Here is a 26,613-nt window from a genome sequence, read left to right on the forward strand (position 1 = left end):
GCTCCTTATTCCGTTAACCAGCTGGCCTGACGCTGCAGCACCGGCAGTATCGGGCGACGATGCTGCATATCCGGCAGCGAGTTAATCAATCCCTGAGTATAGGGATGACGGGCGTTATCGAGATCTTTAGCAGCGATGGACTCCACTACCCGTCCGGCGTACATCACCAGTACGCGGTCGCAGAAGCTGCGCACCAGGTTGATATCGTGGCTGATAAAAATCAGCCCCAGCCCGCGCGACTGAACCAGGTCATCCAGCAGGCCCAGCACCTGCAGGCGCACCGACACATCCAGCGCGGAGGTGGGCTCATCGGCAATGATCAGTTCCGGGTCGGTAATCAGCATCATGGCGATCATGATGCGCTGCCCCTGTCCGCCGGATATTTCATGCGGATAAAGCTGATAAACGCGCTCCGGCTGGCGAATACGCACTACCTCCAGCATCTCCAGCGCCCTGGCTTTCGCCTCATCTTTGCGCCCGGGATGATGAGTAAGCCAGGCCTCGGCGATTTGCTTACCCACGCAGACCACCGGATTAAGCGAATATTTCGGGTCCTGCATAATCATAGAGATACGTTTGCCGCGTACGCCGCGCATCTGCGCTTCGCTAAGATGCTGCAGATCGAGGTCGGCAAACTGCATGCGGCTGGCGCTGACGCGGGCCTTTTTCGGATGCAGCTGCAGCAGCGCGCGCCCAACGGTGGACTTACCCGAACCGGACTCGCCGACAATCGCCAGCTTTTCGCGCCCCAGCTGGAAGGAGACGCCGCGCACGGCATGGGTCACTGCGCTGCCGTTAACAAAGTCGACGCACAGATCGCGCACGTCGAGCAGCGGAGCATTATTCACTGCGGGGATCGAGGATGTCACGTAGGCCATCTCCTAAGAAGTTGAACGCTAAGCTGTTGATCAGAATCGCCAGCCCCGGAATTGTTACGACCCACCAGCACTCCATCATATAAGTGCGCCCGCTGGAGATCATCGCTCCCCACTCCGGCTCCGGCGGCTGCGCGCCGAGCCCGAGAAAGCCGAGACCGGCCGCGGTCAGAATGATCCCGGCCATATTCATGGTGATACGGATAATGACCGAGGGCAGACACAGCGGCACGATATGGCGCCAGAGGACGCGGGACGATGAAGCGCCCTGCAGACGCACGGCGGAGATAAAATCGGCCTGGCGCAGAGAGAGCGTTTCGGCGCGCGCCAGACGGGCTATCGGCGGCCAGGCGGTAAGCGTGATGGCGATAACCACATGCTCCAGCCCCGGCCCTAAGGCGGCGACAAACGCCAGCGCCAGAACCAGACTCGGGAAGGAGATGAAAATATCGGTGACGCGCATCAGCACCATATCGACTTTACCGCCGAAATAGCCGGCGCTGACGCCCAGCAGCAGCCCGAGCGGACCGACGGTCACCGAGACCAGCAGCACGATATAGAGCGTGATGCGCGAGCCGTACACCAGGCGACTAAAGATATCCCGGCCAAACTCATCGGTGCCGAACCAGTGCTGCGCATTCGGCGCGACCAGCGCGCTGTTCAGGTCCTGCACCAGCGGGTTATAAGGCGCAATCAGCGGCGCGAAAATCGCCACCACCAGCAGCAGAAAGATAATTCCTCCGCCGATGGCCGTTAGCGGGTTGCGCGCCATTTTGCCGATAAACCCGACGGCCCGCGCCGCCGCGCGTTGCAGCCGCTGACGGCCTTCGCCCGCACCGCCCGAAAGCGGCGAATCCAGAGAAACGGTCATGATTTTGTCCTCGGGTCAAAGAATTGATACAGCATGTCGGAGAGCAGGTTGAGCATCACGAAGATCACTCCCACCAGCAGCACGCAGCCCATCACCGCATTCATATCGCCCAGCAGCAGGCTACCGGTAAGATAGGAGCCGAAACCCGGCCATGAGAAGACGGTTTCAATCAGCACCGCGCCTTCCAGCAGCGCGCCGTAGGCCAGCGCCACCACCGTCAGCAGCTGCACGAGGATGTTACGAAACGCATGGTTCCAGATAACCTGACGCTCGGTCAGCCCTTTCACCCTCGCGGTAATAATGAACTCCTGCGACAGCTGGGCCAGCATAAAGCTGCGGGTCATACGGCTGATATAAGCCAGCGAGTGAAAACCCAGCAGCGAGGCGGGAAGAATCAGATGATTAATGGCGTTCCAGAACACCTGTCCGTTTCCTGCCAGCAGCGCATCAACGGTCATCAGGCCGGTACGGCGCGGCACAATGCCGTCCAGACCGAGGTCTACCCGCCCGGCGCCGCCCACCCAGCCGAGCCAGGCATAGAAAACCAGCAGCCCCATCATTCCGACCCAGAAAATCGGCGTCGAGTAGCCCGCCAGGCTGATAATGCGTACCACATAATCGGAGAAGCTATTGCGTCGCGCCGCCGCCAGCACGCCCAGCGGAATTCCGAGACCCGCGCCGACGAGAATCGCCATCGTCGCCAGCTCCATGGTGGCCGGGAAGACGCGGATAATATCGTCCACCACCGGTTTCCCGGTCAGCAGCGCATTGCCCAGATCGCCGTGCAGCAGGTTGACGAAATAGATGCCAAACTGGGTGGCCAGCGATTTATCAAACCCCAGCTGCTGGTAAACCTGCTGATAGGTACTCTGGTCAGCATCCGGACCGACGATCGCCAGCACCGGGTCGATAGGCATGACGCGGCCAATGGTAAAGGTCAGCAGCAGCAGGCCGAACAGCGTAATCACCACCTGCAGCAGCCGTTTGGATAAGCGCCGGCCGCGTGAGCCGGGCGCAAGGATTGCGGTACTCATCCTTTCTCTCCTTCGCGGACTTTATAGACGTCACGCAGAAAAGTGGTGGCGGAGGGGTGCGGCTGATACTCTCGTACCTCGTTGCGCACCACCACGGAATCGACCATCTGCGAAAGCGGAATTAAAGCCGGAACCAGCTGGTCGTAGCGCGCCTGGATGGCCTGGTAGTCAGCCACCTGTTTTTGCGGATCGCGTTCCAGCAGGGCCTGGTCAATCATCGTATTGAGCTGCGGGTCGTAAAAACCGGTACGCCAGCCCTGAAAGTTGGTCAGACGCGCCTCATCGCTGTTATCCGGGTTATAGACCAGCGCGCGCAGGCTGGAGTGCGGATGCGGCTCCATTCCGCTGCCGCCGCGTCCCACCAGCAGGTCAAATTTACGCTCGCGCATCGCGCCGTAGATCTGGTTACCGGTGCCGGTGATGATTTTGGCGTTAATCCCCGCCTGCATCAGCGTCGACTGCACGGCGATAGCGATGTTAAGAAATGGCTGATCGGAGAGGACCCGCAGCGTGGTATCAAAGCCGTTGGGATAACCCGCTTCCGCCAGCAGCTTTTTCGCCCGCGCCACGTCCAGCTTATAGCCAGGGTCAGGCAGCGTAGACGGTATGCCCGCCTTAATCGGTCGCTGGTGCAGCACACCGTAGCCCGGCATCAGCGCTTTATTGATACCCTGGTAATCAATCAGATAGCGCACCGCTTCGCGCACTTTCGGTTGGGCGAAGTGCGCCTCTTTCATGCTCATCGCCACGTAGTACATGGTGCCGCGCTGCACCGCATCGACGGTCAGCTGCGGGTCACTGCGCAGGGCGTTAATATCGGAAACCGCCATATTGTTGGCAATATCGAGGTCGCCTTTTTCGATCATCAGACGCAGGGTTTGCGACTCCTGGAAATGGCGCAGCACCACGCGGCTCATTTTCGCCTCGCCGCGCCAGTAGTCAGGATTGCGCTTCATGCGCAGCACATCTTTTGCCTGCCAGGTTTCCAGCGTAAACGGCCCGGAACCGGCTTCATGGGTGGTCAGCCAGCGGTTACCCCAGTCGTTATCCTGCTGGTGGCTTTGCACCGTTTTACTGTCCAGCACCCCGAGGTTGCCCAGCGCCGCCAGCGAGTAAATCACCAGCTGCGGATCGTTATCTTTGGGTAACTCGATTTGCACCGTGAAGCGGTCCGGCGCGCTGACCTGGCTGTCGATATTTTTCTTACTGAAGCCATAGGATTTCCATACCGAGGCCTGAGCCAGGTTGAGGTGCAGGATGCGCCGCATTGACCACACCACGTCAGCGGCGGTCAGCGGGTTGCCGGAGTGAAACTTAACGTCGTCGCGCAGATGAAAGGTCAGGGTTTTGCCGTCGGGGCTGATATCCCAGGATTTCGCCAGCGCGGGCCTAACGTCGGTGAGCTGTTCAGGGTCAAGCTCTACCAGCGAGTCGTAGAGGTTGACCACGATTCCCACCACTTCGTTACCGGTCATCGCCGCCGGGTCAAGGGTGAGCAGGTTATTCATATTCATGCCGATGATAAGCTGATCGGGCGGCGTTTTCGCCACCGCCGCCCCGCTTCCCATCGACACGGCGAGCGTGAATAAGCACGCTGCCAGTAGGGAGTTTTTTTTCATATCTCTGTTTGCCTGTACTGTAGGGTACATGTTGCCGGATGGCGGCATTTTCGCTTTATCCGGCCTACCGGGCCGCAGACCCGATAAGCGCAGCGCCATCGGGCATTTATTTTTTTGAATCAGTCGTGGCTAACGGTATTGGCTTCGATATACGCAAAATTAATGTCTTCGCCGAGGCCCGGACGTTGTGACAAATGCACAAATCCCTGGTCATCCATCGGGTCAACAATGCTATTGAGATAAGCCGCCGGTTCATCGTAGTCGAGGAACGGATGCAGCAGGCCGCGCTCGTACCAGCGGCAGTTGCGGATCGCGCCGACCACCGCCAGGCTTGCCGCGCCGTTGCCGTGGACTTCGCAATCCATGCCGAAAGATTCCGCCAGCGCCGCGACCTTCATGGTCGGGGTAATACCGCCCACGCCGTTAGCGCCGGCGCGCAGAATGTCGCAGGCTCCGGCTTTCACCCATTCGGCGCGCATGTGGTGCTTGCCGCCGAAGCTCTCCGGCCCGACGATGGGGATCGACAGGTTTTCCGCCAGCCACGCGTAGGAGGACATCGAATCCTCCTCCATCGGCTCTTCAAACCAGGCGAAATTGAGTTTTTCCAGCTCTTTGCCGATCCACAGAGCCTCGGCGCGGCTGTACCAGTGATAGCCGTCAATCATCAGGTCAATATCCGGCCCTACCGCTTCGCGCACCGCCGCGCAGGCTTTAATATCCATTTTGGGATTGGGCGCAAAAGAGATTGGCGGCATCCAGGTGTGCAGCTTGATGGCCTTGTAGCCGCGGGCGACCAGCTTTTCGGCAAAGGCGGCATACTCCTCCGGGGTCGACAGACCACCCGGCAGATCGTCGCCGCACATCGTGCTGCCGTAAGCCGGGACGGTGTCGCGATAGCCGCCGAGCAGCTTGTAAACCGGCATCTTAAGGCTGCGGCCTATCAGATCCCACAGCGCCTGTTCAATAAACGACAGCGCGCGCTCCGTTAACTGATGTGCACTACCGCGCTGCCAGTGGTTAAGATCCTGCCAGATACGCTCGCGGTTAAACGGGTCCTGCCCCACCAGCACTTTGCGGAAAAAAGTATTCACCACGAACGGGCGCACGACTTCCGGAGGCGCAAACGAAAAACCCTGCGCCCCATCATCAGCGGTGATGGTCAGCATCGCCATTTTGGCCATGCTTTCAGCCCCCGGATGGGAGTGCCCGGCGCTGTCGGAAACCCGACGTGTGGGATACTGGAAAACGGTGACATTCACAGATTCAATTTTCATGCTCAATCCTTATCACGGCCAAATCCGATCGATAGAAGCAAATCGGCAAAGTGGTTTCACATTATTGAAAATACGTTTCAATATCTAATCTAAGTACAATTACGTAGCAGTGCCTCGGACAAACACCGCTAAGCAAGGCAATAAATTTGGGCATTGGCACAACAAGACGTGACTGTTTTCACAAAAGATGAGTGAAATGTGAGGCGGATCGGCATGGAGAAAAAAGTGCGTGAGCGCAGAAGAGAGAGTGACCGACCGTGTACATCCCGGGATTTTCTGCGCTCACGAAAGCGTGAGTTATGCGACCGCCTCTGGCTCGGCGGTAAGCGCTTCCAGCAGTTCAGGCAGCGCCCGGTAGCGGCCCACGGCGGCCTGAAAACGCGCGTGCTGGCTATCTTCGGCAATCACCACCGTAGGAATACCCGCGGCCTGAGCCGCGCAAAAGCCGTTGAAGCTGTCTTCGATCACCAGGCACCGGCTGGCGTCGAGATTAAGCTTATCCAACGTCGTCAGATACACCGCCGGATGCGGCTTGCCCTGCGCTTCATCATCCGCGCTGGAGATCACGTCAAAAAAGTGCCACAGCGAGAGCTTGTTCAGCACGGCGGTGATAACCTGGCGGGACGAGGAGGTGGCGAGCGCAATTTTATAACCGGCATGGCGAAAATAGCGTAACGCCTCATGCACCCCGCGCATCGGCTCGCCTTCGGCGGCGATCAGGCCGGTGATGCGCTGCAATATGGCGGCTTCAAGCCGCTGCGGAACAAGCTCAAGCTGGCAATGGCGGCACCAGGTGCGGGCAATTTCGTCGAGGCGCTTGCCTTTGGTCAGGGTTTCACACTCAGCCACGCTCGCCGTTGCCCCCCACTGCGCGAGGGCGTCGATTTGCGCCTGCCGCCACAGGCTTTCGGAATCAATAATCACGCCATCCATGTCAAAAATCACTGCCTGAATACTCATCATTCACCTCATTAAGGCTGGCATGCCTGGCATGCCAGCCGCATCACCTTAAGAGAACTCCACCTGCTCGCTGGCAGTCGCTTGCTTGTGGGAAAATCCCGGCTGCTCGACGCGGATAAACGCACAGAGGAAAAAGGCCACCACGTACAATGCGGTATAGGCGATGACGACCCCAATGGTGCTGAAGAACGGCAGCAGCACCACGGCGATCGCCGGGGCGAGAAAGTTCGACATCCCCGCCGACAGGTTATACACCGAAATCGCCGCGCCTTTGTGCTTCGGCTCCAGCGCCGGGAACACGGCGGCCAGCGGCACGAAGGCGGCGACAAAGATCCCCAGGGCGATGGCCGGGATCAGCGCCATCGCAAAGCTGTGGCCAAAGTGCTGAGGGATGTAGTAAAACGCCAGGCTGGAGAGCGCCATCCCGATGCAGCCAAACCAGCGCACCACCTTCATCCAGCCCAGTTTTTCGCCCAGAATGCCCCACAGCACGTTAGAGAAAATGGTGGTGAAGAAGAAGACCGCCCACACCTGCAGCCATTCCGAGGTGCTAAAGCCCAGCTCATCGACGAACATCATCGGCATTATCACCGCAAAGCCGAACAGCGAGAGGGTATTGATGATCCTGACCATGCTCGACAGCAGAATATTGCGGTTGGTATAGAGTAGCGTCGCGGCGCGGCCCAGCTCGGCAAACTTCTCGCGGGTGGTCAGGTTCTGCATATGCTGCGGCGTTTTAATATGGCGCAGGGAAGCCAGAGCAATCACGCCCCCGGTAACGCAGAAGGCCAGCGCCAGCCACAGGGTGCCCATTTCGCCAATGCGCGGAATGGTGAAACTCGGAATATAGCTGCCGAAGACGCCGATGCCGATGGAATACACCGCCCAGAACCAGCCGATGGCCGAGCTGGCGTTGTCGCTTTTGACGTTATGGACAATCGCCACGATAAACGAGTAAAGGAATAGCGGATACGCGAAGCCGCGAATGCCGTAGAAAACCAGGATCAGCGCATAGTTGGCATGACCGAGGCCGAAAACGAGGAACAGCACGTGGAATACGCACCACAGCACGAAGCCAATCATCATGGTTTTCAGCGGCGTAATAATTTCCGCCACCACGCCGGAGATCCATGCCGACAGCGCGGCGGCCAGGCCGTAGAGGGTAAAGGCAAAGGAGGCCTCCGCCGGGGAGAATCCGAGCGCTTTGATATAGTGCGAGAGAAAGGCTAATTCAAAACCGTCGCCGGTCATAAATACGGCAATGGCGATGTATCCCCAGAGCAGGTTCAGGGGTAAACCGAGCCACTGTTTATTATTGATAGACATAATGACCTCGTTTTCAGGGTACAGGAGGCCGCTACGGTCAGTTCGCCGGAGCGGTTATGGTGATAAAAATTAATGCTGCCGATAGTGCAGATCGTTTAAATACAGGGCCTTAAACTGCGCGTAGCGTTGCATCAGGGTGTGGTGGCGAACGGGATCCGCACGCCAGGTCTGCCAGACTTCCGGTTTTTCACATACCGCGGCAACCGGTTTGCCCGCCGCCAGGCAGGCCAGCCGCGCCGCGCCCAGCGCGCCGCCGGTCTCTCCGCCTTTGTGGGTCACCACCGGCATAGCGAGAATATCGGCCAGCAGCTGGGCCCAGAACGGACTGCGGGCGCCCCCGCCCACCAGCGAGCACTGCGCGATCGGCGTCCCGCTCTCTTTCAATACCTGCAGGCCGTCGTTGATGCCAAAGCTCACCCCCTCCAGCACCGCGTAGCCGAGTTGGGCGCGCAGGCTGGAGTGGGTAATGCCCCAGAACATGCCGCGAGCGTCAGGATCGTTATGCGGGGTACGTTCCCCGGAGAGATAGGGCAGGAAGAACGGCGCGTTGGCTTTCTCCTCCTCGCTTAGCTCGGCAATCTCCGCCAGCAGCGCCACCTCCGTGGTGCCGGTCAGGCGGCAGAACCACTGTAAACAGCTGGCGGCGCTGAGCATCACGCTCATCTGATGCCACAGGTTCGGCAGAACGTGACAAAACGCATGGACCGCCGACTGCGGCGCCGGACGATAGGCGTCGGTCACCACAAACAGCACCCCGGAGGTGCCGAGCGAAATAAACGCGTCCCCCGGCGAGACCGCGCCGACGCCAATGGCGCTGACCGCGTTATCGCCGCCGCCCCCGGCCACCACCACCGAGGCGTTCAGCCCCCAGCGTTCGGCCACCTGCGGGTTAAGGGTGGCGGAAACCTCGCAGCCTTCCACCAGCGTCGGCATCTGGCTGCGCGACAGACCGCACTTGTCCAGCAGCGCATCGGACCAGTCGCGCTTAGCCACGTCCAGCCACAGCGTCCCGGCGGCGTCCGACATATCGGAGACTTTCTTCCCGGTCATCCGGTAGCGCAGATAATCCTTCGGCAGCAGCACCGTGGCGGTGCGCTGAAAGTTTTGCGGCTCGTGACGACGCACCCACAGCAGCTTCGGCGCGGTAAAGCCGGGCATCGCCAGGTTGCCCACCACCTGATGCAACTCCGGCGCCATCTCCTCCAGCTCCGCGCACTCTGCGGCGCAGCGGGTGTCGTTCCACAGAATGGCCGGACGGATCGTCTCCCCCTTTTCATCCAGCAACACCGCGCCGTGCATCTGTCCGGAGAGGCCAATCGCCTTGACGGCCGGCCAGTGCTGGGCGCATTTTTCCCGCAGCGTGGCCATCAGATACTCCGTCGCCTCCCACCATAACTCCGGTGATTGTTCTGACCAGTGCGGATGAGGCCGCTGAATGCTCAGCGGCGCGCTATGGCTGGCGATAACCTGATTGTTCTCATCAATGACCAGCGCTTTGACTTCCGATGTGCCAAGATCGATACCCAGATACATAGCCACCTCTTATTTAATCAGCGTGTAAACGGCGGCGACTTTCTCGCGCATCAGCGCCAGGAAATCCGCGTTGTCGGCCAGGTCACCAAACAGGGCTTTATCGCGGGCGAAGACAGCCAGCGGATCCTGAGCCTCATACATCTCATGCACCGCCTGCTCATCCAGGATGCCGTCCTGGTACTGATACGGCAGGGTTCCCTTATGCCACTGCTCCATAAAGACGAAGAACAGCGCCGGCAGCATGGCGGTCGCTTCCGGGCGGACGCCGCGCTGATAGCACTCCTGCAGGGTTGGGGCGATCATCGCCGGAATTTTCGAGAAACCGTCGGCGGCGACGCGCTGGTTGGTGTCCTGGATATGCGGGTTGGTAAAGCGCTTGAGCACCACATCGCGGTAGGTCGGCAAATCAATACCGTTATCGCCCAGGCATGGGATCACATCTTCCGTGACGTAGCGGTCGGCAATGGCGTAGATAACATCGGTGAGCGTGCTTTCGTGAATATACTGCTGGCCGATTAAGGTCCCCGCCCACGCAATGCAGCTGTGCGACGCGTTCAGGATGCGGATTTTCGCTTCTTCAAACGGGATAACCGACTCGACCATCTCCACGCCGACCGCTTCCAGGTTCGGGCGGGCATCGCGGAAGTTGTTCTCCACCACCCACTGGATAAAGGTCTCGCCCATGACCGGCGCCTTATCGTCAATGCCGGTTTGCGCTTTGATACGGGCCGGCAGATCGGCAGCCGGACGCGGGGTGATGCGGTCCACCATGGTGTTCGGACAGGTGGTATTGGCCGCCATCCAGTCAATCACCGCCTGTTTGCCGGTGAGCTGCAGGAACTCCACCATCCCGTCGTGGAAGCGCTCGCCGTTATGACGTACGTTGTCGCAGTTAAGCAGGGTCAGCGGCCCGGCGTTGTCCGCCATGCGCTTTTCCAGAATTCGCGCGAGGGTGCCGTAAATGGTTTTGCATTCGCCTTTCAGGTCAGCCTGCAGATCGGGGTTGCTGGTTTCCAGCTGATGGCGGGTATTCAGGTAGTACCCCCCTTCCGTCACGGTAAAGGCGATAACTTTGGTTTGCGGGTTGGCCCCTTCGTTAATCAGCGGTTGCAGCCCGGCCTGCCACGGCAGCAGTTTCTGAATTGAGGTGATCTCTTCATATTCACGCTCCCCTTCCGGGCTGACGGTCTCCAGGACGTAACGTCCGCCCTGCGCCGCCAGCGCCTGCACCACCTGCTCGGCGTCATTGCGAATATTGCCCGCCGCGATGCGCCAGCGCTTATCGCCGGAAGCGATCAGACGATGCAGATACCACGCCTGATGCGCGCGATGAAAAGAACCCAAACCGATATGAAGCCATGTGAATTGATTGTTCATGTTCTGCTCTCCTTGAGTGGATGGCGCCACTGTAATTGATCATTTGACCAAAATAAGAGCCACGGATCACAAAAGAGCAATTACCCAATTAAATTACAAATGACCATTAAAGAGCAAAAGCTTGCCAGTTATCCCAACCACGGCGAGAATGCGGATATTCGCCGGGCCAATTGCGTGCCCTGGCCAGCAACTTAGGGCGGGAAACCATGAGTAAAGAAGACGATATCCGGTTGGATCAGAAGGTGCGTGCCGCATGGATGTACTACATCGCCGGCCAGAATCAGAGCGAGATCGCCAGCCAGTTGGGCACCTCCAGACCGGTGGTGCAACGGCTGATCGCCGCCGCGAAAGAAGAAGGGATTGTGTCGATTAATCTGCACCATCCGGTGGCGAACTGCCTCGATTATGCGCAGTTGTTGCAGGAAAAGTACCGACTTCTCGAGTGCAATGTGGTCCCCGCCTTTAGCGAAGAGAGTACCCTCGACAGCGTATCGTTTGGCTGCTATCAGCTGATGGCTCGCTATCTGCAGGATGATAAAGAGAAAATCATCGGCCTGGGCTCGGGCCTGACCCTGAAAAAAGCGCTGCAGCGCATCGATTTCGACAGCCTGAATACCCGCTGCGTGGCGCTGATCAGCGCCATGGACGCCGACGGGCGGTGCAACTATTACGATGACGTGCCCCTGCTGCTCACCCGCAAAATTAAGGCCAAGTACTATCAGTGGCCTGCGCCGCGCTACGCCCAGACCGCGGAAGAGTATGAGATGTGGTGCACCAATCGCTTATTTCGCAGCGTCTCCGGCGTCGCCCGGGAGGCGGACGTCATTTTTGTCGGCATTGGTCCGCTGGGCACGCAAAGTCCCATCTTTAAAGACGGCTTTATCAATCAGGCGCAGATGGATGAGCTGACCGCCCGCGGCGGCATCGGGGAGATCCTCGGGCGGTTTATCGATGCAGAAGGCGAGGTGGTAGACAGCGAGATCAACCGCATGATCACCAGCTATGATATCCGCCAGAACCACTGCCCGCGGATTGCCGCGGCCTGTGGAGAATACAAACGACCGGCGATCCTGGCCGCCCTTAAAGGCGGCTGGATCAACGGTCTGGTGACCGATGAACATACCGCGCGCTGGCTGCTGACGCGCTAACGGCAATCAGCAGACGGCGACTCAGCTACTGCTCATCAATCGCGGCGGAATTTCAATCCGCTGCTGGCTGGCTTCGCCGGCGTCAATAATCGAAAAAACAGCGTCCAGCATCGCCGGTACGTCCTGCTGCACCATGTCGATATCGTGCCCCAGCAGATAGACAAACGGATCCCAGTCGAAGCAGCCCATCGGCGGCTGCTCGCTGCCGGTCAGCCCCACCTGCGACAGCCAGCGCACAACCCCTTCGAGAGATATCGTCGAGTTAACAAATATCCCCTGCAATAGCGTCTTCGCGCTGCCAAACCGCTCCTGCAGGCAGGCCTCAACGTGGCCTTTCGAATAGCCGGGAGCCAGAATATTCGCCTGCGGCACGCGCAGCCCCTGCTCGTGATGCGCATCGTGAAAGCCGCGTAAGCGCTCGCTGGTGTTATGGTCGTTGCTGCGCCCGCCGATGAAGGTCAGCGGCGCCAGCTCTCCCCGACGGCGGGCGCTATTAGCGAGGATCTTGTGGGTCAGCGCTTTCGCGCCGCCGTAGTTATCTGAAATCACCGAGGGAGAGAGAGACCCCGGCAGGTCGAGATTGATCGTGGGCACGCCCGCCTGCTGGCACAGCGCGGAGATTTTATCCGGATTGGTCGCCCCGGTCGCGATCACCCAGTCAACCTGCCAGGAGAGCATCGCTTTTACCGCTTCGAGCTCCAGATCCGGGCTTCGGCGCGTACAGGTGATAATCGGCAGCAGGCCACGCTCGCGGGCCATCTCCTCAAAGCGTTCGGCGACGGAGCCGAAGTAGCGGTTATCGTATTTGGGGATAATCATGCCAATGACGTGTGATTTTTTACTGCGCAGCATGCTGGCCTGGCGGTTAATCGCATAGCCCTGCTCCTCAGCAATCCGTGTCACCTTTTCGGCAAGCTTTGCGCTGATGCGGCGTTTTTTCCAGTTGCCGTTGAGGATAGCGCTCACCGCGCTCGCTGAAACGCCGGAAAGCTCCGCCAGGTCGTAAATCGTTATCTTCTTCATTTTTCCAACTTGCGTCACAAAATCATGTCGCTGTTAATTTCCCCACTTGCTCAATCGATGAAGCGAGAGCAACATAGCTTCATCGATTGAGCATCCATTTCACGCCAGGAAGTACGCGCGCATACCGCCTTAACATGCCAGCAAGCCTGAATAATGATGCTGATATTCAATAGGTTACCATGTTTTTGTCCATCACCTCGAACGCGATGCCCTCGGGTTCGATAGTTGCAACCAGACACGGCAAAGGATTATAAAATGAACCACTCTGTCTCCTCTATGAATACTTCCCTCAGCGGTAAAGTCGCCGCGATCACCGGCGCGGCGTCCGGTATCGGCCTCGAGTGCGCGAGGACCCTGCTGGGAGCTGGCGCAAAAGTGGTGCTTATCGACCGCGAAGGCGAAAAGCTCAACAAACTGGTCGCCGAACTTGGCGAAAACGCCTTCGCTCTGCAGGTGGATCTGATGCAGGCGGACCAGGTCGATAACCTTCTGCAGGGCATTTTGCAGCTCACCGGGCGTCTCGATATCTTCCACGCCAACGCCGGTGCCTATATCGGCGGGCCGGTGGCCGAGGGCGACCCGGACGTCTGGGACCGCGTGCTGCACCTCAACATCAACGCTGCCTTCCGCTGCGTGCGTAGCGTCCTGCCGCATCTGATCGCGCAAAAATCCGGGGATATTATATTCACCAGCTCCATCGCGGGCGTGGTGCCGGTGATCTGGGAGCCTGTCTATACCGCGTCGAAATTCGCCGTGCAGGCGTTTGTACATACGACTCGTCGCCAGGTGGCGCAGTATGGCGTGCGCGTCGGCGCCGTACTACCGGGCCCGGTGGTGACCGCTCTGCTGGACGACTGGCCAAAAGCCAAAATGGACGAAGCGCTGGCCAACGGCAGTTTGATGCAGCCGATTGAAGTGGCGGAGTCAGTGCTGTTTATGGTGACGCGTTCGAAAAACGTCACCGTACGCGACATTGTGATCCTGCCGAACAGCGTGGATCTCTGATCCGTAACCAGCCTGTGAGAGGATGTGATGCAAAACGATACGCAAAACATTATTGGTGTGGATGTCGGTTCGGGCAGTGTGCGCGCCGGGGTATTCAATCTGCGGGGCGAGCTTCTCGCCCACGCGACCCGGGAAATTACCCTCTTTCGCAGCGCCGGAAACAGGGTGGAGCAGTCGAGCCGTGAGATCTGGCAGGCGGTGTGCTACTGCATTAAAACCGCCGTGGCCAGCGCCGGCGTCCCGCCGTCATCGATCGCCGGGATCGGCTTCGATGCCACCTGTTCGCTGGTGGTGATTGGCGATAACGACGCGCCGCTGGCGGTCGGGCCTTCGGACGATCCGGACCGCAACATTATCGTCTGGATGGATCATCGCGCCACCGGGCAGGCGGAAAAGATCAACGCGACGGGCCACCCGGTGCTGCAGTACGTTGGCGGCAAAATTTCGCCGGAGATGGAAACGCCGAAAATTCTGTGGCTGAAGGAGAATCGCCCGCACATCTATCAGCAGGCGCGCCACTTCTTCGACCTTGCCGATTACCTTACCTGGCGCTCAACCGGCGATGAAGCCCGCTCGGTCTGCACTGTGACCTGTAAATGGACCTACCTGGCGCATGAACAACGCTGGGATGCAGGCTACTTCCGCCAGATTGGCCTCGAAGAGCTGGCGGATGAAGATTTTGTCCGCATCGGCCAACGGATTGTCGAACCTGGAACCCCCTGCGGCGACGGTCTTTGCGCCACGGCGGCGGAGGAGATGGGCCTGCCGATCGGCACGCCGGTGGCGGTGGGGATGATTGACGCCCACGCGGGCGGCATCGGCACCGTCGGGGTACTTAACGGCGCGGTCAACAATATGGCCTACGTCTTCGGCACCTCCTCCTGCACCATGACCACCACTGAGGAAGCGGTGTTCGTCCCCGGCGTCTGGGGCCCATACTATTCGGCGATGGTGCCTGGCTACTGGCTGATTGAAGGCGGACAAAGCGCCGCCGGCGCGGCTATCGACCAGCTGCTGAGCTTCCATCCGGCGGCGGCGGAGGCTCGCGAGCAAGCGAAAGCGGCGGGCGTCCCTCTGCCGGTCTGGCTGGCGGATCGCGTACTGGCGCAGACGGCTTCGCCTTCTGAGGCGGTAACGCTGGCCGCCGGTCTGCACGTGGTGCCCGAATTTCTCGGTAACCGCGCGCCGCTTGCCGACCCACACGCGAAAGCGCTGATTGCCGGGCTGGGGATGGAGCGGGACCTGGATAACCTGACCGCGCTGTACGTTGCCGGATTATGCGGGATTGGCTATGGCCTGCGACAGATCCTCGACGCCCAGCGCGCCTGCGGGATTGAGAGTGAAAATATCGTCATCAGCGGCGGGGCCGGACAGCATCCGCTGGTGCGTCAGCTGCTGGCCGACGCCTGCGGCGTTAGCGTCGTGAGCACCGTCAGCAGCGAGCCGGTGCTGTTAGGCTCCGCCATCCTCGGCGCGGTGGCGGGCAGAGTCGCGGCTTCGCTGCCGGAGGCCATGAAGCAATTCACTCAGGTGGATGCCACCTATCACAGCGAGACTGCGTTTAGCTCGTTACATCAGCGCAGATATGAGGCCTATAAGGCGCTACAACAGGCCGGCAGGCTGATTCGCGAATAACATCCCTCTTTTTTTAATAACAATAATGCTCCGCTGCTGTGCAGCGGAGACACTCATCTGCACTCTGAAATCGAGGTCAACATGTCCGTAAATAACAAACAGTGGTATGGTCTACCGCTCAACCTCATCTGGGGATATGTCGCCATCGCCGTGTTTATGACCGGCGACGGCTTTGAGCTGGCTTTTCTGTCGCACTACATCAAAACACTCGGATTTACCCCGGCGCAGGCTTCCTTTGCCTTTACGCTTTACGGTCTGGCCGCCGCCCTCTCGGCGTGGATTTCCGGCGTGGTGGCGGAAATCATCACCCCGCGCAAGGCCATGATGATCGGCTTCGTGCTGTGGTGTGTATTCCACGTGCTGTTCCTCGTCTTCGGCCTCGGTCGCGCCAACTATGCGCTGATCCTGCTGTTTTATGGCATTCGCGGCCTGGCCTACCCGCTGTTCCTCTACTCATTTATCGTCGCCATTATCCACAACGTTCGCAGCGACAGTTCCAGCTCTGCGCTGGGCTGGTTCTGGGCGGTCTACTCCGTGGGTATCGGCGTGTTCGGCAGCTATATTCCGAGCTTCACCATTCCCCACATTGGCGAAATGGGCACCCTGTGGCTGGCGCTGGTCTTCTGTGCCGCCGGCGGCATCATTGCGCTGGTGTCGATGCGTCATACCGAAACGCCGCGCCATATGCAGAACCTGACCACTCGCGAAAAAATCGCCGAACTGGGGCGCGCCGCGACGCTGATCTATACCAACCGCAGCATCCTGTTCTCCAGCATCGTGCGCATTATTAACACCCTGTCGCTGTTTGGTTTTGCGGTGATTATGCCGATGATGTTCGTTGATGAGCTGGGCTTTACCACCTCGGAGTGGCTCCAGGTGTGGGCGGCCTTCTTCTTTACCACCATCTTTTCGAACGTTTTCTGGGGGATCGTGGCGGAGAAAATGGGCTGGATGAAGGTGATTCGCTGGTTCGGCTGCATCGGGATGGCGCTTTCCAGCCTGGCGTTTTACTACATCCCTCAGCACTTTGGCCACAGCTTTGCGATGGCGCTGGTGCCGGCTATTGCCCTGGGTATTTTCGTCGCCGCGTTCGTGCCGATGGCGGCGGTGTTCCCGGCGCTGGAGCCGAACCATAAAGGCGCGGCGATTTCGGTCTATAACCTGTCTGCCGGGCTGTCGAACTTTCTGGCGCCGGCGATCGCCGTGGTGCTGCTGCCCTATTTCAGCACCATCGGGGTGGTGATTGCCTATACCGCCTTATATATTCTGGCCTTCTTCCTGTGCCCGTTAATCCGCGTTGAACAGCCTGGCATTACTCGCGCTCAGAGTGCGAAACCATTTACCGCCAACGCGGCGGAGTCTTAATAAACCCGACATCTGCTATGAACAACGAGCAATCCGGGCGGTGACGCCCGGATTTTCGCCTTAGGCGATAGTCACTTTGCCGTCCAGATAGACATCCTGCACGGCATTGATCAGCTTCACGCCGTCGGCCATCGATTTCTTAAACGCTTTGCGGCCAAGGATCAGCCCCATGCCGCCGGCGCGCTTATTGATCACCGCCGTGCGCACCGCGTCGGCAAGGTCGGTCTCTCCGCCCGCCGCGCCGCCGGAGTTAATCAGCCCGGCGCGGCCCATGTAGCAGTTGGCCAGCTGGTAGCGCACCAGATCGATGGGGTTATCGCTGGTCAGTTTGCTGTACACCCGGTCATCGGTATAGCCGAAGTTAACCGCTTTGTAGCCGCCGTTATTCTCCGCCATCTTTTGCTTGACGATATCGGCGCCGATGGTGGCCGCCAGGTGGTTGGCCTGACCGGTCAGGTCAGCGGAAACATGGTAGTCGACACCGTCTTTCTTGAATGCCGAATTGCGCAGATAGGCCCACAGCACGGTGACCAGGCCCAGCTCATGGGCCCGCTCAAAGGCCGCGGAGATCTCTTCTATCTGACGACGCGATTGTTCCGAGCCGAAATAGATCGTCGCGCCCACGGCCACCGCCCCCATATTGAACGCCTGCTCAACGCTGGCGTAGAGGGTCTGGTCGTACTCGGTGGGGTAGCTCAGCGTTTCGTTATGGTTGAGCTTCACCAGGAAAGGAATACGATGCGCGTAACGGCGCGACACCGAGGCCAGCACGCCGTAGGTCGACGCCACGCAGTTACAGCCGGCTTCGATCGCCAGCTCGACGATATTCTTCGGGTCAAAGTACAGCGGGTTGGCGGCGAAGGAGGCCCCCGCCGAGTGCTCCACGCCCTGGTCGACCGGCAGAATGGACAGGTAGCCGGTCCCCCCCAGTCGTCCGGTGTTGTACAGGGTTTGCATATTGCGTAGCACCGCCGGCGGTCGGTTGTTATCCACCATCACCCGATCAACATAATCTGCGCCAGGCAGATACAGCTGGTCGGCCGGAATGGTTATACAACGGTGCTGCAAAAGGCTCTCGGCATCTTTGCCCAGCAACTGCGTAATATCAGTCATAGCAATCTCCCGTAAGGCCGGCCGGAGCCGGCATGCATTATCCCAACCCAATTATTTTGGGCAGGTTAAGCCTGGTACCGACTTAGCCTATTTTCCAGCCGGGAGGGCATTTTTTCAGGAGATTCTGCTGTCCCGTTACGCTGCCATTTACCACCAGGCATGGAAATGGTGTACCGGCCCGATGCCGTGGCCCACCTCCAGGGAGTCGGCCTGCGCCAGGGCCGCCGACAGCCAGGCCTTGGCCTCGGTAACGGTGGCCGCCCAGTCGGCGTGACGCGGACGCAGCGCCGCCAGCGCCGCCGAGAGCGTGCAGCCGGTGCCGTGCGTGTTTTTGGTCTGTACTCGCGGCGCGGTAAATCGCTGTTCCCCTTCGCGGGTGAAGAGCCAGTCCGGGCTCTCGGCATCGTCGAGATGGCCACCCTTCATCAATACCGCACCGCAGCCCAGCGCCAGCAGCGCCCGCCCCTGCTCCAGCATTTCGCGCTCGTTGCGCGCATGGGGTGCATCAAGCAGGGCGGCCGCTTCCGGCAGGTTCGGGGTGATCAGCGACACCTGCGGCAACAATCGTTGACGCAGGGTCTCCACCGCCGAGGCCGACAGCAGCGGATCGCCGCTTTTCGCCAGCATGACGGTATCCAGCACCACGTTGGCCACCCGGTAGCGCGCCAGCCGCTCGGCCACGGCTTCCACAATATCGGTTTCCGCCAGCATGCCGATTTTGGTGGTATCGATGCGCACATCGCTGAACACCGAATCGAGCTGCGCCGCCACAAAGTCCGGTTCAATACGATAGACCGACTGCACGCCGCGGGTATTCTGCGCCACCAGGGCGGTGATCGCCGAGCAGCCGTAGGCCCCAAGCGCGGAGAAGGTTTTCAGATCGGCCTGGATACCGGCCCCGCCGCTGGGATCGGTGCCGGCGATGGTCAGAGCATTGATGCGTTTCATGCGCGCACCTTCTGATACAGCGCGTCGAGAAACGCCGGAACAAAGCTCCCGGGCCCCCCGTGATGGGCGGCAATTTCCCCGGCCTGCTTCATGAGCCCGCAGGCGGCGGCCACGTTTTCCAGCCGGTCTCCCGGCAGCGCCGCGCTCGCCGCCACCACCGCCGACAGCGCGCAGCCGGTGCCCACCACCCGGGTCATCAGCGCACTGCCGCCCGCCACGCTGAGCACCCGCTCGCCGTCGGTGACGTAATCCACCTCACCGGTGACCGCCACGACGGTGGTCAACTGACGAGCCAGCGCCTGGGCCGCCGGCAGCGCCGCGGCGGCCGTATCGGTGGTATCCACCCCGCGCCCGCCGGCGCTCATCCCGGCCAGCGCCAGAATTTCGGAGGCATTGCCGCGAATGGCCGCCGGCTGGAAGGCCAGCAGCGCGTGACAAAAGGCCGTGCGCACGGTCAGGGCGCCGACCGCCACCGGATCCAGCGTCCAGGGCTTGCCGGCCTGGCGGGCCTGCTTCACTGCGGCACGCATGGCCACTGCGCGATCTTCGGTCAGGGTGCCGACGTTGATTAACAGCGCATCGGCGATGGCGGCGAACTGCGCCGCTTCGCGGGGATCGATCACCATCGCCGGCGAGGCGCCGACGGCCAGCAGAACATTGGCGGTAAAGGTCTGCACCACGTCATTGGTCATGCAGTGCACAAGGGGGGAATGGGCGCGCAGCAGATGGCGCAGGTGCGCGACAGGCGCGGGATTCAACAGCTCAGGCATGGTTTGCTCCCGCCAGACGAGGTAGAAGCAATGACCCTGCGGTCTCTGACTTCCCTACGCTGGCATTATCCAGATCAGGTGGTACGGGTATTTCTCAGCCTTCATTTAAGAAGGGCACCCCGAGTCATAAAAGCGGTACAACATTTTCCTGAAGCAGGGTACGAAATGTGGCGGTGTAACACAAGCTGACCGGCTTTTTTCCCCGTTCGCCAGCTAATACAAAAGGCGTAATTTCTGATTAAAAATGTGTTTTTTGCAAGCAAAACTGGATGAATGTAAATGTGTGGTTATATTTAAAAAATCCGTAACAAACAGTCACCTGCGTTAAATCGGTAAAACCGAACGAACCATGCAATAAATGAGGATTCCAATGAAATTAACCCCGATAGTGAAAGGGTTAGCGTTAGCGGGCATGTTGAGTAGTCTCGCTTTCGCCGCCTGGGCAGATACGTCAGCCAAAGAGGCAACCGAAGCGACCAAAAAAGCGAACGATGCCCTCTACAACCAACTCCCCTTCTCCGATAACACCGATTTCACCAATGCGCATAAAGGCTTTATTGCCGCCCTGCCGCCAGAAGTCATCAAAGGCGAACAGGGCAATGTCATCTGGGATCCGGGCCAGTACGCCTTCATTAAAGAAGGGGAAAAAGCGCCAGAAACCGTAAACCCGAGCCTGTGGCGCCAGTCGCAGCTGATCAACATCAGCGGCCTGTTTGAAGTCACCGACGGGGTCTACCAGATCCGCAACCTCGATCTCTCCAATATGACGATCATCGAGGGCAAAGAGGGGATCACCGTCGTAGACCCGCTGGTCTCAGCTGAAACCGCCAAAGTCGGCATGGATCTCTACTATAAAAACCGGGGTAAAAAACCGGTCGTCGCGGTGATCTACACCCACAGCCACGTTGACCATTACGGCGGCGTGCGCGGCGTGGTTGATGAAGCCGACGTCAAAGCGGGTAAAGTCAAAATCTACGCGCCGTCCGGATTTATGGAAGCGGCGGTGGCGGAAAATATCATGGCCGGGAACGTCATGAGCCGCCGCGCCAGCTATATGTACGGCAACCTGCTGAAGCCGGACGCTAAAGGCCAGGTGGGCGCGGGCCTGGGGACTACCACCTCGGCAGGCACCGTCACCCTGATTGCGCCAACCAACATCATTGATAAGGATGGCCAGAAAGAGGTGATCGACGGCCTGACCTATGACTTCATGCTGGCGCCAGGCTCCGAAGCGCCGTCAGAAATGCTGTGGTATATCGAAGAGAAGAAATTGATCGAATCCGCAGAGGATGTCACCCACACTCTGCATAACACCTACTCGCTGCGCGGGGCGAAGATCCGTGAGCCGCTGCCGTGGTCGAAATATATCAACCAGGCGATCGTTCGCTGGGGCGATAAGGCTGAGATCATTATGGCCCAGCACCACTGGCCGACCTGGGGCAACGAGAACGTGGTTAACCTGCTGAAGAGTCAGCGTGACCTGTATCGTTACATCAACGACCAGACCCTGCGGATGGCTAACGAAGGCCTGACCCGCGATGAAATCGCCGCTAACTTTAAGCTGCCGGACGGCCTCGCCAATACCTGGGCTAACCGCGGCTACTACGGCTCGGTCAGCCACGATGTGAAGGCCACCTACGTGCTGTATCTCGGCTGGTTCGACGGCAACCCGGCCACCCTTGACGAACTGCCGCCAGAAGAAGCGGCGAAGAAGTTCGTCGAGTACATGGGCGGCGCGGATGCCATCCTGAAGAAAGCGAAAGAGGATTACGACCAGGGTAACTACCGCTGGGTTGCCCAGGTGGTGAGCAAAGTCGTTTTCGCCGACCCTAACAACCAGCAGGCGCGTCATCTGGAAGCCGATGCCCTGGAGCAATTAGGCTATCAGGCGGAGTCCGGCCCGTGGCGTAATTTCTACCTTACCGGCGCCCAGGAACTGCGCAATGGCGTGGTGAAAGGTCCGACCCCGAACACCGCCAGCCCGGACACCGTCCGCGCCATGACCCCGGAAATGTTCTTTGATTATCTGGCGGTCCATATCAATGGCGAAAAAGCGGGCAATGCGAAATCGGTCTTCAATATCGATCTGGGCAATGACGGCGGTAAATATAAACTGGAACTGGAAAATGGCGTGCTGAACCACACCGCCAATGCGCAAGCCAAAGAGGCGGATGCCACCCTGACGCTGGATCGCGCTACCCTGAATAAAATCATTCTCAAAGAAGAGACCCTGAAGCAGGCGGAAGATAAGGGGGAAGTTAAAATCAGCGGTAACGGGGCCAAACTCGATGAAATGTTAGGCTATATGGACCCGTTTGACTTCTGGTTTAACATCGTGACGCCGTAATGATTCGCTGACGGCTATCCTGGTAACAAGGCGGTGATCCCGCCTTGTTACCCTCTCCTGCCCGGTCAGTACTCCGCAGGCAGCGGTCGATCGATAGAGATCAGTTTGCCACGTTTCATCGTGATATATCCCCCCGCCTTTAAGTCCGCCAGCACGCGAAACACATGAGTGCGCGAAAGATTGGTACGCCGGATGATAAATAACGCCAGCCCCTCGTTTTCACCCTCATGCGTATGCTGCCGATACAAATAGCGATACAGCATCGGACGAATCGTCTGGTAGCTGGTGACCTGGCGACGTTCATTGTGCAGGTCGATGGTAAAGATACTCATGAACACCAACACCTGCGCCAGCGCCTCAACGCGCTGCGGGTGGGTAGCAATAAAAAGGCGATCAAAAGTGGCGTAGGAAATTTTACGCAGCGTCACGGTTGCGCTTCCGGTATATTCAAATTTCGCCAGCGGGCAATACCGCTCCATCAGGCCAATCGGCATATGCTCAATAGTATTACCGATATTCAATCCATCATCCGGCATTAATATGGATAGCGAACCCTCGGTGCAAAAATAAATATACCCCAGTTGCGGGCACCATTTTTTATTGGCGGAGAGAATAACCTCTTCACCTTCCACGAGGATATCGGCAAAAAAGTCGGCTATGGCTAACGTCTTATAATAACTATGTATTTCCTGGAAATTCATTCTCTGCCCTCGCCTGCGCCGTTAGCGACAGTATAGCAGTCCTCGCCTGCTAAAGACGAGGGGATCCTTTGGCGGCGCCGCGCCAGTCCCATATGGGACTATTCAGCGGAATATTAGTCTTTAGAATAAACGACAAGCCATTCACTTTTTAAGCGGGAGATATTTTTTATTTCCGCAAAATAAATTACCTGAGAGGTAGTGATGAAATTAAATCAGATAGCCAAAAATCTGGCGCTGGCCGGAATGTTATCGTCTTTGTCGGTAACCGCCTTTGCCGCCGCGCAACAACAGGATGCCACACCGGCCACGCGGGAGGCGAACCAGGCGCTATACCGTAAACTGCCGTTTGCGGATAAAACCGACTTTAACAACGCCCATCAGGGATTTATCGCGCCCCTGCCGCCGGCGATGCTCAAAGGTGACCAGGGAAATATTATCTGGGATCCGGCCAAATATAATTTCGTCAAAGAGGGCGAAAAGGCGCCGGACACCGTCAATCCCAGCCTGTGGCGACAGTCGCAGCTGCTGAATATCGGCGGTCTGTTCAAAGTCACCGACGGCGTTTACCAGATCCGTAATCTCGATCTTTCCAATATGACCATTATTGAAGGCAAAACCGGGATCACCATCATCGACCCGCTGCTAAGCGCCGAACCGGCTAAAGAGGCTCTGGCGCTCTATTTTGCCCACCGGCCGAAAAAACCGGTGGTGGCGGTGCTGTTTACCCACAGCCATGTGGACCACTACGGCGGTATCCGCGGGGTGGTGGATGAAGCCGATGTCAAAGCCGGAAAAGTGAAGATTTACGCCCCGGACGGCTTTATGAAAGAAGCGGTTTCCGAAAATATCATGGCCGGTACCGCGATGAGCCGCCGCGCCAGCTATATGTATGGCAACCTGCTGAAGCCGGACGCCAAAGGTCAGGTTGGCGCCGGTCTCGGCACCACCACCTCGGCGGGTACCGTCACGCTGATCCCGCCGACCAACTACATTACCCATACCGGTCAGCAGGAAGTGATCGACGGCCTGACCTATGACTTTATGATGGCGCCGGGCTCGGAAGCGCCGTCTGAGATGCTGTGGTATGTCAAAGAGAAGAAAATGATCGAGGCGGCAGAGGATGTCACCCATACCCTGCACAACACCTACTCGCTGCGCGGCGCCAAAATCCGCGATCCGCTGGCGTGGTCGAAATACATCAATGCCGCCATCGACCGCTGGGGCAACGATGCGGAAGTGATTATCGCGCAGCACCACTGGCCGACCTGGGGCAACGATAATATCGTTAAGCTGATGAAAGGTCAGCGCGATATGTATCGCTATATCAACGACCAGACTCTGCGGATGGCGAATTTGGGCATGACCCGCGATGAGATCGCCGCCAACTTCAAGCTGCCGGAGTCCCTTGAGAAACAGTGGTCCAGCCGCGGCTACTACGGTTCCGTCAGCCACGATGTGAAAGCGACCTACGTCTTCTACCTCGGCTGGTTCGACGGCAACCCGGCCACCCTCGACGAGCTGCCGCCAGAGCAGGCGGCGAAGAAGTTCGTGGAATATATGGGCGGCGCCGATGCCATCATGCAGAAAGCCAAAGCCGACTACCAGCAGGGGAACTACCGCTGGGTGGCGCAGGTGACCAGCAAAATCGTCTTCGCCGATCCGAACAATCAGCAGGCGCGTCATCTGGAAGCCGACGCCCTGGAGCAGCTCGGGTATCAGGCGGAAGCCGGGACCTGGCGCAACTTCTACCTCACCGGCGCTCAGGAGCTGCGTAACGGCGTGCAGAAACTGCCGACGCCGAACACCGCCAGTCCGGATACCGTGCGGGCGATGACGCCGGAAATGTTCTTCGATTATCTCGGGGTGCATATCAACGGCGAAAAAGCCGGGGCGGCTAAAGCGGTCTTTAACATCGACCTGGGTAAAGACGGCGGCAAGTACAAACTGGAGCTGGAAAACGGCGTGCTTAACCATACCGCCAATGCGGTAGCCGACAACGCAGACGCCAGCATCTCGCTCAGCCGCGACACCCTGAATAAGATCATCCTGAAACAGGAGACGCTGAAGCAGGCTCAGGCTAACGGCGAGGTTAACATTAGCGGCAATGGCGCTAAGCTCGACGAAATGCTGAGCTATATGGACACCTTTGCCTTCTGGTTCAACATCGTCACCCCGTAAGCGCCACGCGCCCCACGCTCCCCCGCCGCCTGTCAGGCCGCGGGGGAACTTTATCTTCAGACAAACGCGCCGAGGGTTTGCCATCCCCCCGCCCGCGGCTCAAAATACGCTGAGGACAACTTTTTTGCGCGGAGGTATTTATGGCGCTTTATCACCATGCGCTGGTACTGATTAACAGCAGTCAGGACGGCGTCCCGCTGCTCGAACATGCCGCCAGAATGGCGGAAGAGAACGGCATGCGCATCACTATCGCCCACATCAGCACCGACTACCGGGCGCTGAACTATGTTTCCGACAGCCTGCGCGACGATCAGGTCTCGCAGGAGGTGATCCAGGCCAAAGCCCTGCTCAACGAGCTGGCCTGCACCGTCTCCCTGCCGGTGGATACCCTCTCGCTGGTGACCACCCGCCGCTTTGAAGATGTCGAAACCTGCGTTCGACAGCGGCAGATCGATTTAATTATTGCCGGGCACCATAACCGGCTGCTGGGCGTCCTCTCCTCACACTCGCTGGAGTACATCAACCACTTAACCATAGACGTGCTGATCAAGCACCTGCCCTAGCGCAAGGCGGCCTGCAGCAGGGAAAAACAGGCTTCGATAAGCGGCGGCAGCGCCTGCGGCCCGCGCATCAGGGCCACCGTGCGGGTCAACGCCGGCTGCTGCAGCTCGGCGACCTTGAGCGCCGGGTCCTGCAGATGGGTGGTGTACAGCTCCGGCAGTATCGCCACCGCTAAGCGCGATCGCACCAGGCCATACAGGGTTTCGATATAGTCCACCTGGTAGCGGGTGGTCAGCGTCAGGCGATGGCTCTCCACTAATGCCGCCACCAGCCGCTGAATATTGCCCTTCGAGAAGACGGCAATGTCCCGCCCCACCAGCTGTTTCCACGGCAGATGCGCCTGCGCGGCCAGCGGATCGTCGCGGTGCAGCACCGCCACGAAGGGATCGTCGCGCAGCGGATAGACCAGCAGTTCTGCGGGCAGTGAGCTGTCGATCGCCCCGATGCCGAAATCAATCTCGCCGCGCAACAGCGCCTGGATGAGCGCATCGTTGGTCTGATCGTGAAATTCAATACGCAGGCGGGGAAAGGCCTGGGCCAGGGTCTGCGGCAGCAGCGGAAACAGCAGCGAACTGACCGACGGCACCAGGCCGATGCGCACCGTCCCGTCGCCGCCCGCCTCGACGATCTGCTGCATATCGAAAAAGGCCGCCTGCGCCACGCTGAGGATCCGCTGGGCGTGGGGTAAAATCGCCGCCCCCAGTTCAGTCAGGGTGACCGCCGAAGCGGTGCGGTTGACCAGCTTGCCGCCGAGCACCGTTTCAATCTGCCGCAGAGCGCTGCTCAGCGCCGGCTGGCTAATCGCCAGCCGACTGGCGGTATCGGTAAAATGGCGCAGCTGGGCCAGGGTGACGAAATACTGAAGCTGTTTAAGAGAGAGCGCGGGCAGCCGCTGCCAGGGTTCGTTCATCATCGGGTTCGCTACGGTGGTCCTGCACAATAACCCGAGC

The 26,613-nt window shown here is 59.1% G+C and carries 22 protein-coding genes and 1 riboswitch; of the genes, 7 read left to right on the top strand and 15 right to left on the bottom strand.

The genetic code is table 11. From position 1 onward, the window contains the following. Positions 1 to 5: 5 nt before the first annotated feature. The 9 genes from ABLX76_RS12145 to dalD all read right to left on the bottom strand — a co-directional run bounded on the left by ABLX76_RS12145 (position 6) and on the right by dalD (position 10,869). Positions 6 to 869, bottom strand: coding sequence for an ABC transporter ATP-binding protein (locus tag ABLX76_RS12145; protein ID WP_004103764.1), 864 nt, complete (start codon positions 867 to 869; stop codon positions 6 to 8). After that, positions 841 to 1,746 carry an ABC transporter permease gene (locus tag ABLX76_RS12150; RefSeq protein WP_004103766.1) on the bottom strand — a complete coding sequence of 302 codons (906 nt, stop codon included), beginning with the start codon at positions 1,744 to 1,746 and terminating at the stop codon, positions 841 to 843. Before ABLX76_RS12150 ends, ABLX76_RS12145 begins: the two co-directional genes overlap by 29 nt. Then, positions 1,743 to 2,780, bottom strand: a complete 1,038-nt coding sequence (locus ABLX76_RS12155) for an ABC transporter permease (RefSeq protein WP_049592941.1) — start codon at positions 2,778 to 2,780, stop codon at positions 1,743 to 1,745. The genes ABLX76_RS12150 and ABLX76_RS12155 overlap by 4 nt, the downstream gene beginning before the upstream one ends. After that, complete coding sequence (locus ABLX76_RS12160; protein ID WP_080901727.1) at positions 2,777 to 4,399, bottom strand: ABC transporter substrate-binding protein; 1,623 nt, start codon at positions 4,397 to 4,399, stop codon at positions 2,777 to 2,779. Before ABLX76_RS12160 ends, ABLX76_RS12155 begins: the two co-directional genes overlap by 4 nt. A gap of 119 nt (positions 4,400 to 4,518) precedes the next feature. Beyond that, positions 4,519 to 5,673 carry a mandelate racemase family protein gene (locus ABLX76_RS12165; RefSeq protein ID WP_032728516.1) on the bottom strand — a complete coding sequence of 385 codons (1,155 nt, stop codon included), beginning with the start codon at positions 5,671 to 5,673 and terminating at the stop codon, positions 4,519 to 4,521. 297 nt (positions 5,674 to 5,970) lie between these two features. Further along, positions 5,971 to 6,633, bottom strand: a complete 663-nt coding sequence (locus ABLX76_RS12170; protein ID WP_348874583.1) for an HAD-IA family hydrolase — start codon at positions 6,631 to 6,633, stop codon at positions 5,971 to 5,973. Positions 6,634 to 6,681: 48 nt separating this feature from the next. Continuing rightward, positions 6,682 to 7,959: a D-arabinitol transporter gene (gene dalT / locus ABLX76_RS12175; RefSeq protein ID WP_087849493.1), complete on the bottom strand. Its 1,278-nt coding sequence runs from the start codon at positions 7,957 to 7,959 to the stop codon at positions 6,682 to 6,684. Between the two features lie 69 nt (positions 7,960 to 8,028). Next, positions 8,029 to 9,492, bottom strand: a complete 1,464-nt coding sequence (xylB, locus tag ABLX76_RS12180) for a xylulokinase (RefSeq protein ID WP_348874567.1) — start codon at positions 9,490 to 9,492, stop codon at positions 8,029 to 8,031. 9 nt (positions 9,493 to 9,501) lie between these two features. Beyond that, on the bottom strand, positions 9,502 to 10,869 hold the full coding sequence (gene dalD / locus ABLX76_RS12185; RefSeq protein ID WP_241516546.1) for a D-arabinitol 4-dehydrogenase: 1,368 nt from the start codon (positions 10,867 to 10,869) through the stop codon (positions 9,502 to 9,504). A 206-nt stretch (positions 10,870 to 11,075) separates the two neighbouring features. On the opposite strand from dalD, the gene ABLX76_RS12190 reads away from it, so the two are divergent. Then, positions 11,076 to 12,017, top strand: a complete 942-nt coding sequence (locus ABLX76_RS12190; protein WP_348874570.1) for a sugar-binding domain-containing protein — start codon at positions 11,076 to 11,078, stop codon at positions 12,015 to 12,017. A gap of 21 nt (positions 12,018 to 12,038) precedes the next feature. Here ABLX76_RS12190 and ABLX76_RS12195 read toward each other — a convergent pair whose 3' ends face one another. After that, the gene (locus ABLX76_RS12195; protein ID WP_032453485.1) at positions 12,039 to 13,040 is read right to left on the bottom strand and encodes a LacI family DNA-binding transcriptional regulator; all 1,002 of its coding nucleotides are present in this window, start codon (positions 13,038 to 13,040) and stop codon (positions 12,039 to 12,041) included. Positions 13,041 to 13,295: 255 nt separating this feature from the next. Between ABLX76_RS12195 and ABLX76_RS12200 the strand changes: the two genes are divergently transcribed. The 3 genes from ABLX76_RS12200 to ABLX76_RS12210 all read left to right on the top strand — a co-directional run bounded on the left by ABLX76_RS12200 (position 13,296) and on the right by ABLX76_RS12210 (position 17,045). Further along, positions 13,296 to 14,045, top strand: coding sequence for an SDR family oxidoreductase (locus ABLX76_RS12200; protein WP_004180592.1), 750 nt, complete (start codon positions 13,296 to 13,298; stop codon positions 14,043 to 14,045). Between the two features lie 27 nt (positions 14,046 to 14,072). After that, a complete protein-coding gene (locus ABLX76_RS12205) occupies positions 14,073 to 15,680 on the top strand; it encodes an FGGY-family carbohydrate kinase (protein WP_064154334.1) in 1,608 nt (535 codons plus the stop codon). An 81-nt stretch (positions 15,681 to 15,761) separates the two neighbouring features. After that, positions 15,762 to 17,045 (top strand): RbtT/DalT/CsbX family MFS transporter, encoded by a 1,284-nt coding sequence (locus ABLX76_RS12210; protein WP_087849500.1) that lies wholly within the window; start codon positions 15,762 to 15,764, stop codon positions 17,043 to 17,045. A 60-nt stretch (positions 17,046 to 17,105) separates the two neighbouring features. Here ABLX76_RS12210 and fbaB read toward each other — a convergent pair whose 3' ends face one another. The 3 genes from fbaB to thiM form a co-directional block, all read right to left on the bottom strand. Then, positions 17,106 to 18,158 carry a class I fructose-bisphosphate aldolase gene (gene fbaB / locus ABLX76_RS12215; protein WP_004201578.1) on the bottom strand — a complete coding sequence of 351 codons (1,053 nt, stop codon included), beginning with the start codon at positions 18,156 to 18,158 and terminating at the stop codon, positions 17,106 to 17,108. 147 nt (positions 18,159 to 18,305) lie between these two features. Next, entirely contained in the window at positions 18,306 to 19,106 is an 801-nt protein-coding gene (thiD, locus tag ABLX76_RS12220) for a bifunctional hydroxymethylpyrimidine kinase/phosphomethylpyrimidine kinase (protein ID WP_009307429.1), read from the bottom strand. Further along, positions 19,103 to 19,876 carry a hydroxyethylthiazole kinase gene (thiM, locus tag ABLX76_RS12225; protein WP_348874572.1) on the bottom strand — a complete coding sequence of 258 codons (774 nt, stop codon included), beginning with the start codon at positions 19,874 to 19,876 and terminating at the stop codon, positions 19,103 to 19,105. Before thiM ends, thiD begins: the two co-directional genes overlap by 4 nt. A 34-nt stretch (positions 19,877 to 19,910) precedes the next feature. Continuing rightward, a riboswitch (TPP riboswitch) is annotated at positions 19,911 to 20,008 on the bottom strand. Positions 20,009 to 20,246: 238 nt separating this feature from the next. Between thiM and ABLX76_RS12230 the strand changes: the two genes are divergently transcribed. Then, complete coding sequence (locus ABLX76_RS12230; RefSeq protein WP_023290409.1) at positions 20,247 to 22,223, top strand: alkyl sulfatase dimerization domain-containing protein; 1,977 nt, start codon at positions 20,247 to 20,249, stop codon at positions 22,221 to 22,223. Between the two features lie 65 nt (positions 22,224 to 22,288). Here the strand turns inward: ABLX76_RS12230 and ABLX76_RS12235 are convergent, their stop codons facing one another. After that, the gene (locus ABLX76_RS12235; protein ID WP_080901721.1) at positions 22,289 to 22,924 is read right to left on the bottom strand and encodes a helix-turn-helix domain-containing protein; all 636 of its coding nucleotides are present in this window, start codon (positions 22,922 to 22,924) and stop codon (positions 22,289 to 22,291) included. 201 nt (positions 22,925 to 23,125) lie between these two features. Here ABLX76_RS12235 and ABLX76_RS12240 point away from each other — a divergent pair, with 201 nt between their 5' ends. Both ABLX76_RS12240 and ABLX76_RS12245 read left to right on the top strand, forming a co-directional pair. Further along, complete coding sequence (locus ABLX76_RS12240; RefSeq protein WP_023290411.1) at positions 23,126 to 25,102, top strand: alkyl sulfatase dimerization domain-containing protein; 1,977 nt, start codon at positions 23,126 to 23,128, stop codon at positions 25,100 to 25,102. A gap of 140 nt (positions 25,103 to 25,242) precedes the next feature. Further along, on the top strand, positions 25,243 to 25,665 hold the full coding sequence (locus ABLX76_RS12245; protein WP_023290412.1) for a universal stress protein: 423 nt from the start codon (positions 25,243 to 25,245) through the stop codon (positions 25,663 to 25,665). On the opposite strand, the gene ABLX76_RS12250 is transcribed toward ABLX76_RS12245, so the two are convergent. Next, on the bottom strand, positions 25,662 to 26,576 hold the full coding sequence (locus ABLX76_RS12250; protein WP_241516552.1) for a LysR family transcriptional regulator: 915 nt from the start codon (positions 26,574 to 26,576) through the stop codon (positions 25,662 to 25,664). The two genes, ABLX76_RS12245 and ABLX76_RS12250, sit on opposite strands and share 4 nt — an antisense overlap. Positions 26,577 to 26,613 lie beyond the last annotated feature (37 nt).

The sequence above is a fragment of the Klebsiella sp. JB_Kp004 genome (assembly GCF_040065795.1).
GTDB classification, from domain to species: domain Bacteria; phylum Pseudomonadota; class Gammaproteobacteria; order Enterobacterales; family Enterobacteriaceae; genus Klebsiella; species Klebsiella quasipneumoniae.

Bases quoted from the DNA above. Each gene is read 5' to 3' on its own strand.
- ABLX76_RS12150 (WP_004103766.1), bottom strand. From the start codon at position 1,746: ATGACCGTTTCTCTGGATTCGCCGCTTTCGGGCGGTGCGGGCGAAGGC.
- ABLX76_RS12155 (WP_049592941.1), bottom strand. From the start codon at position 2,780: ATGAGTACCGCAATCCTTGCGCCCGGCTCACGCGGCCGGCGCTTATCC.
- ABLX76_RS12160 (WP_080901727.1), bottom strand. From the start codon at position 4,399: ATGAAAAAAAACTCCCTACTGGCAGCGTGCTTATTCACGCTCGCCGTG.
- ABLX76_RS12165 (WP_032728516.1), bottom strand. From the start codon at position 5,673: ATGAAAATTGAATCTGTGAATGTCACCGTTTTCCAGTATCCCACACGT.
- ABLX76_RS12170 (WP_348874583.1), bottom strand. From the start codon at position 6,633: ATGAGTATTCAGGCAGTGATTTTTGACATGGATGGCGTGATTATTGAT.
- dalT (WP_087849493.1), bottom strand. From the start codon at position 7,959: ATGTCTATCAATAATAAACAGTGGCTCGGTTTACCCCTGAACCTGCTC.
- xylB (WP_348874567.1), bottom strand. From the start codon at position 9,492: ATGTATCTGGGTATCGATCTTGGCACATCGGAAGTCAAAGCGCTGGTC.
- dalD (WP_241516546.1), bottom strand. From the start codon at position 10,869: ATGAACAATCAATTCACATGGCTTCATATCGGTTTGGGTTCTTTTCAT.
- ABLX76_RS12190 (WP_348874570.1), top strand. From the start codon at position 11,076: ATGAGTAAAGAAGACGATATCCGGTTGGATCAGAAGGTGCGTGCCGCA.
- ABLX76_RS12195 (WP_032453485.1), bottom strand. From the start codon at position 13,040: ATGAAGAAGATAACGATTTACGACCTGGCGGAGCTTTCCGGCGTTTCA.
- ABLX76_RS12200 (WP_004180592.1), top strand. From the start codon at position 13,296: ATGAACCACTCTGTCTCCTCTATGAATACTTCCCTCAGCGGTAAAGTC.
- ABLX76_RS12205 (WP_064154334.1), top strand. From the start codon at position 14,073: ATGCAAAACGATACGCAAAACATTATTGGTGTGGATGTCGGTTCGGGC.
- ABLX76_RS12210 (WP_087849500.1), top strand. From the start codon at position 15,762: ATGTCCGTAAATAACAAACAGTGGTATGGTCTACCGCTCAACCTCATC.
- fbaB (WP_004201578.1), bottom strand. From the start codon at position 18,158: ATGACTGATATTACGCAGTTGCTGGGCAAAGATGCCGAGAGCCTTTTG.
- thiD (WP_009307429.1), bottom strand. From the start codon at position 19,106: ATGAAACGCATCAATGCTCTGACCATCGCCGGCACCGATCCCAGCGGC.
- thiM (WP_348874572.1), bottom strand. From the start codon at position 19,876: ATGCCTGAGCTGTTGAATCCCGCGCCTGTCGCGCACCTGCGCCATCTG.
- ABLX76_RS12230 (WP_023290409.1), top strand. From the start codon at position 20,247: ATGAAATTAACCCCGATAGTGAAAGGGTTAGCGTTAGCGGGCATGTTG.
- ABLX76_RS12235 (WP_080901721.1), bottom strand. From the start codon at position 22,924: ATGAATTTCCAGGAAATACATAGTTATTATAAGACGTTAGCCATAGCC.
- ABLX76_RS12240 (WP_023290411.1), top strand. From the start codon at position 23,126: ATGAAATTAAATCAGATAGCCAAAAATCTGGCGCTGGCCGGAATGTTA.
- ABLX76_RS12245 (WP_023290412.1), top strand. From the start codon at position 25,243: ATGGCGCTTTATCACCATGCGCTGGTACTGATTAACAGCAGTCAGGAC.
- ABLX76_RS12250 (WP_241516552.1), bottom strand. From the start codon at position 26,576: ATGATGAACGAACCCTGGCAGCGGCTGCCCGCGCTCTCTCTTAAACAG.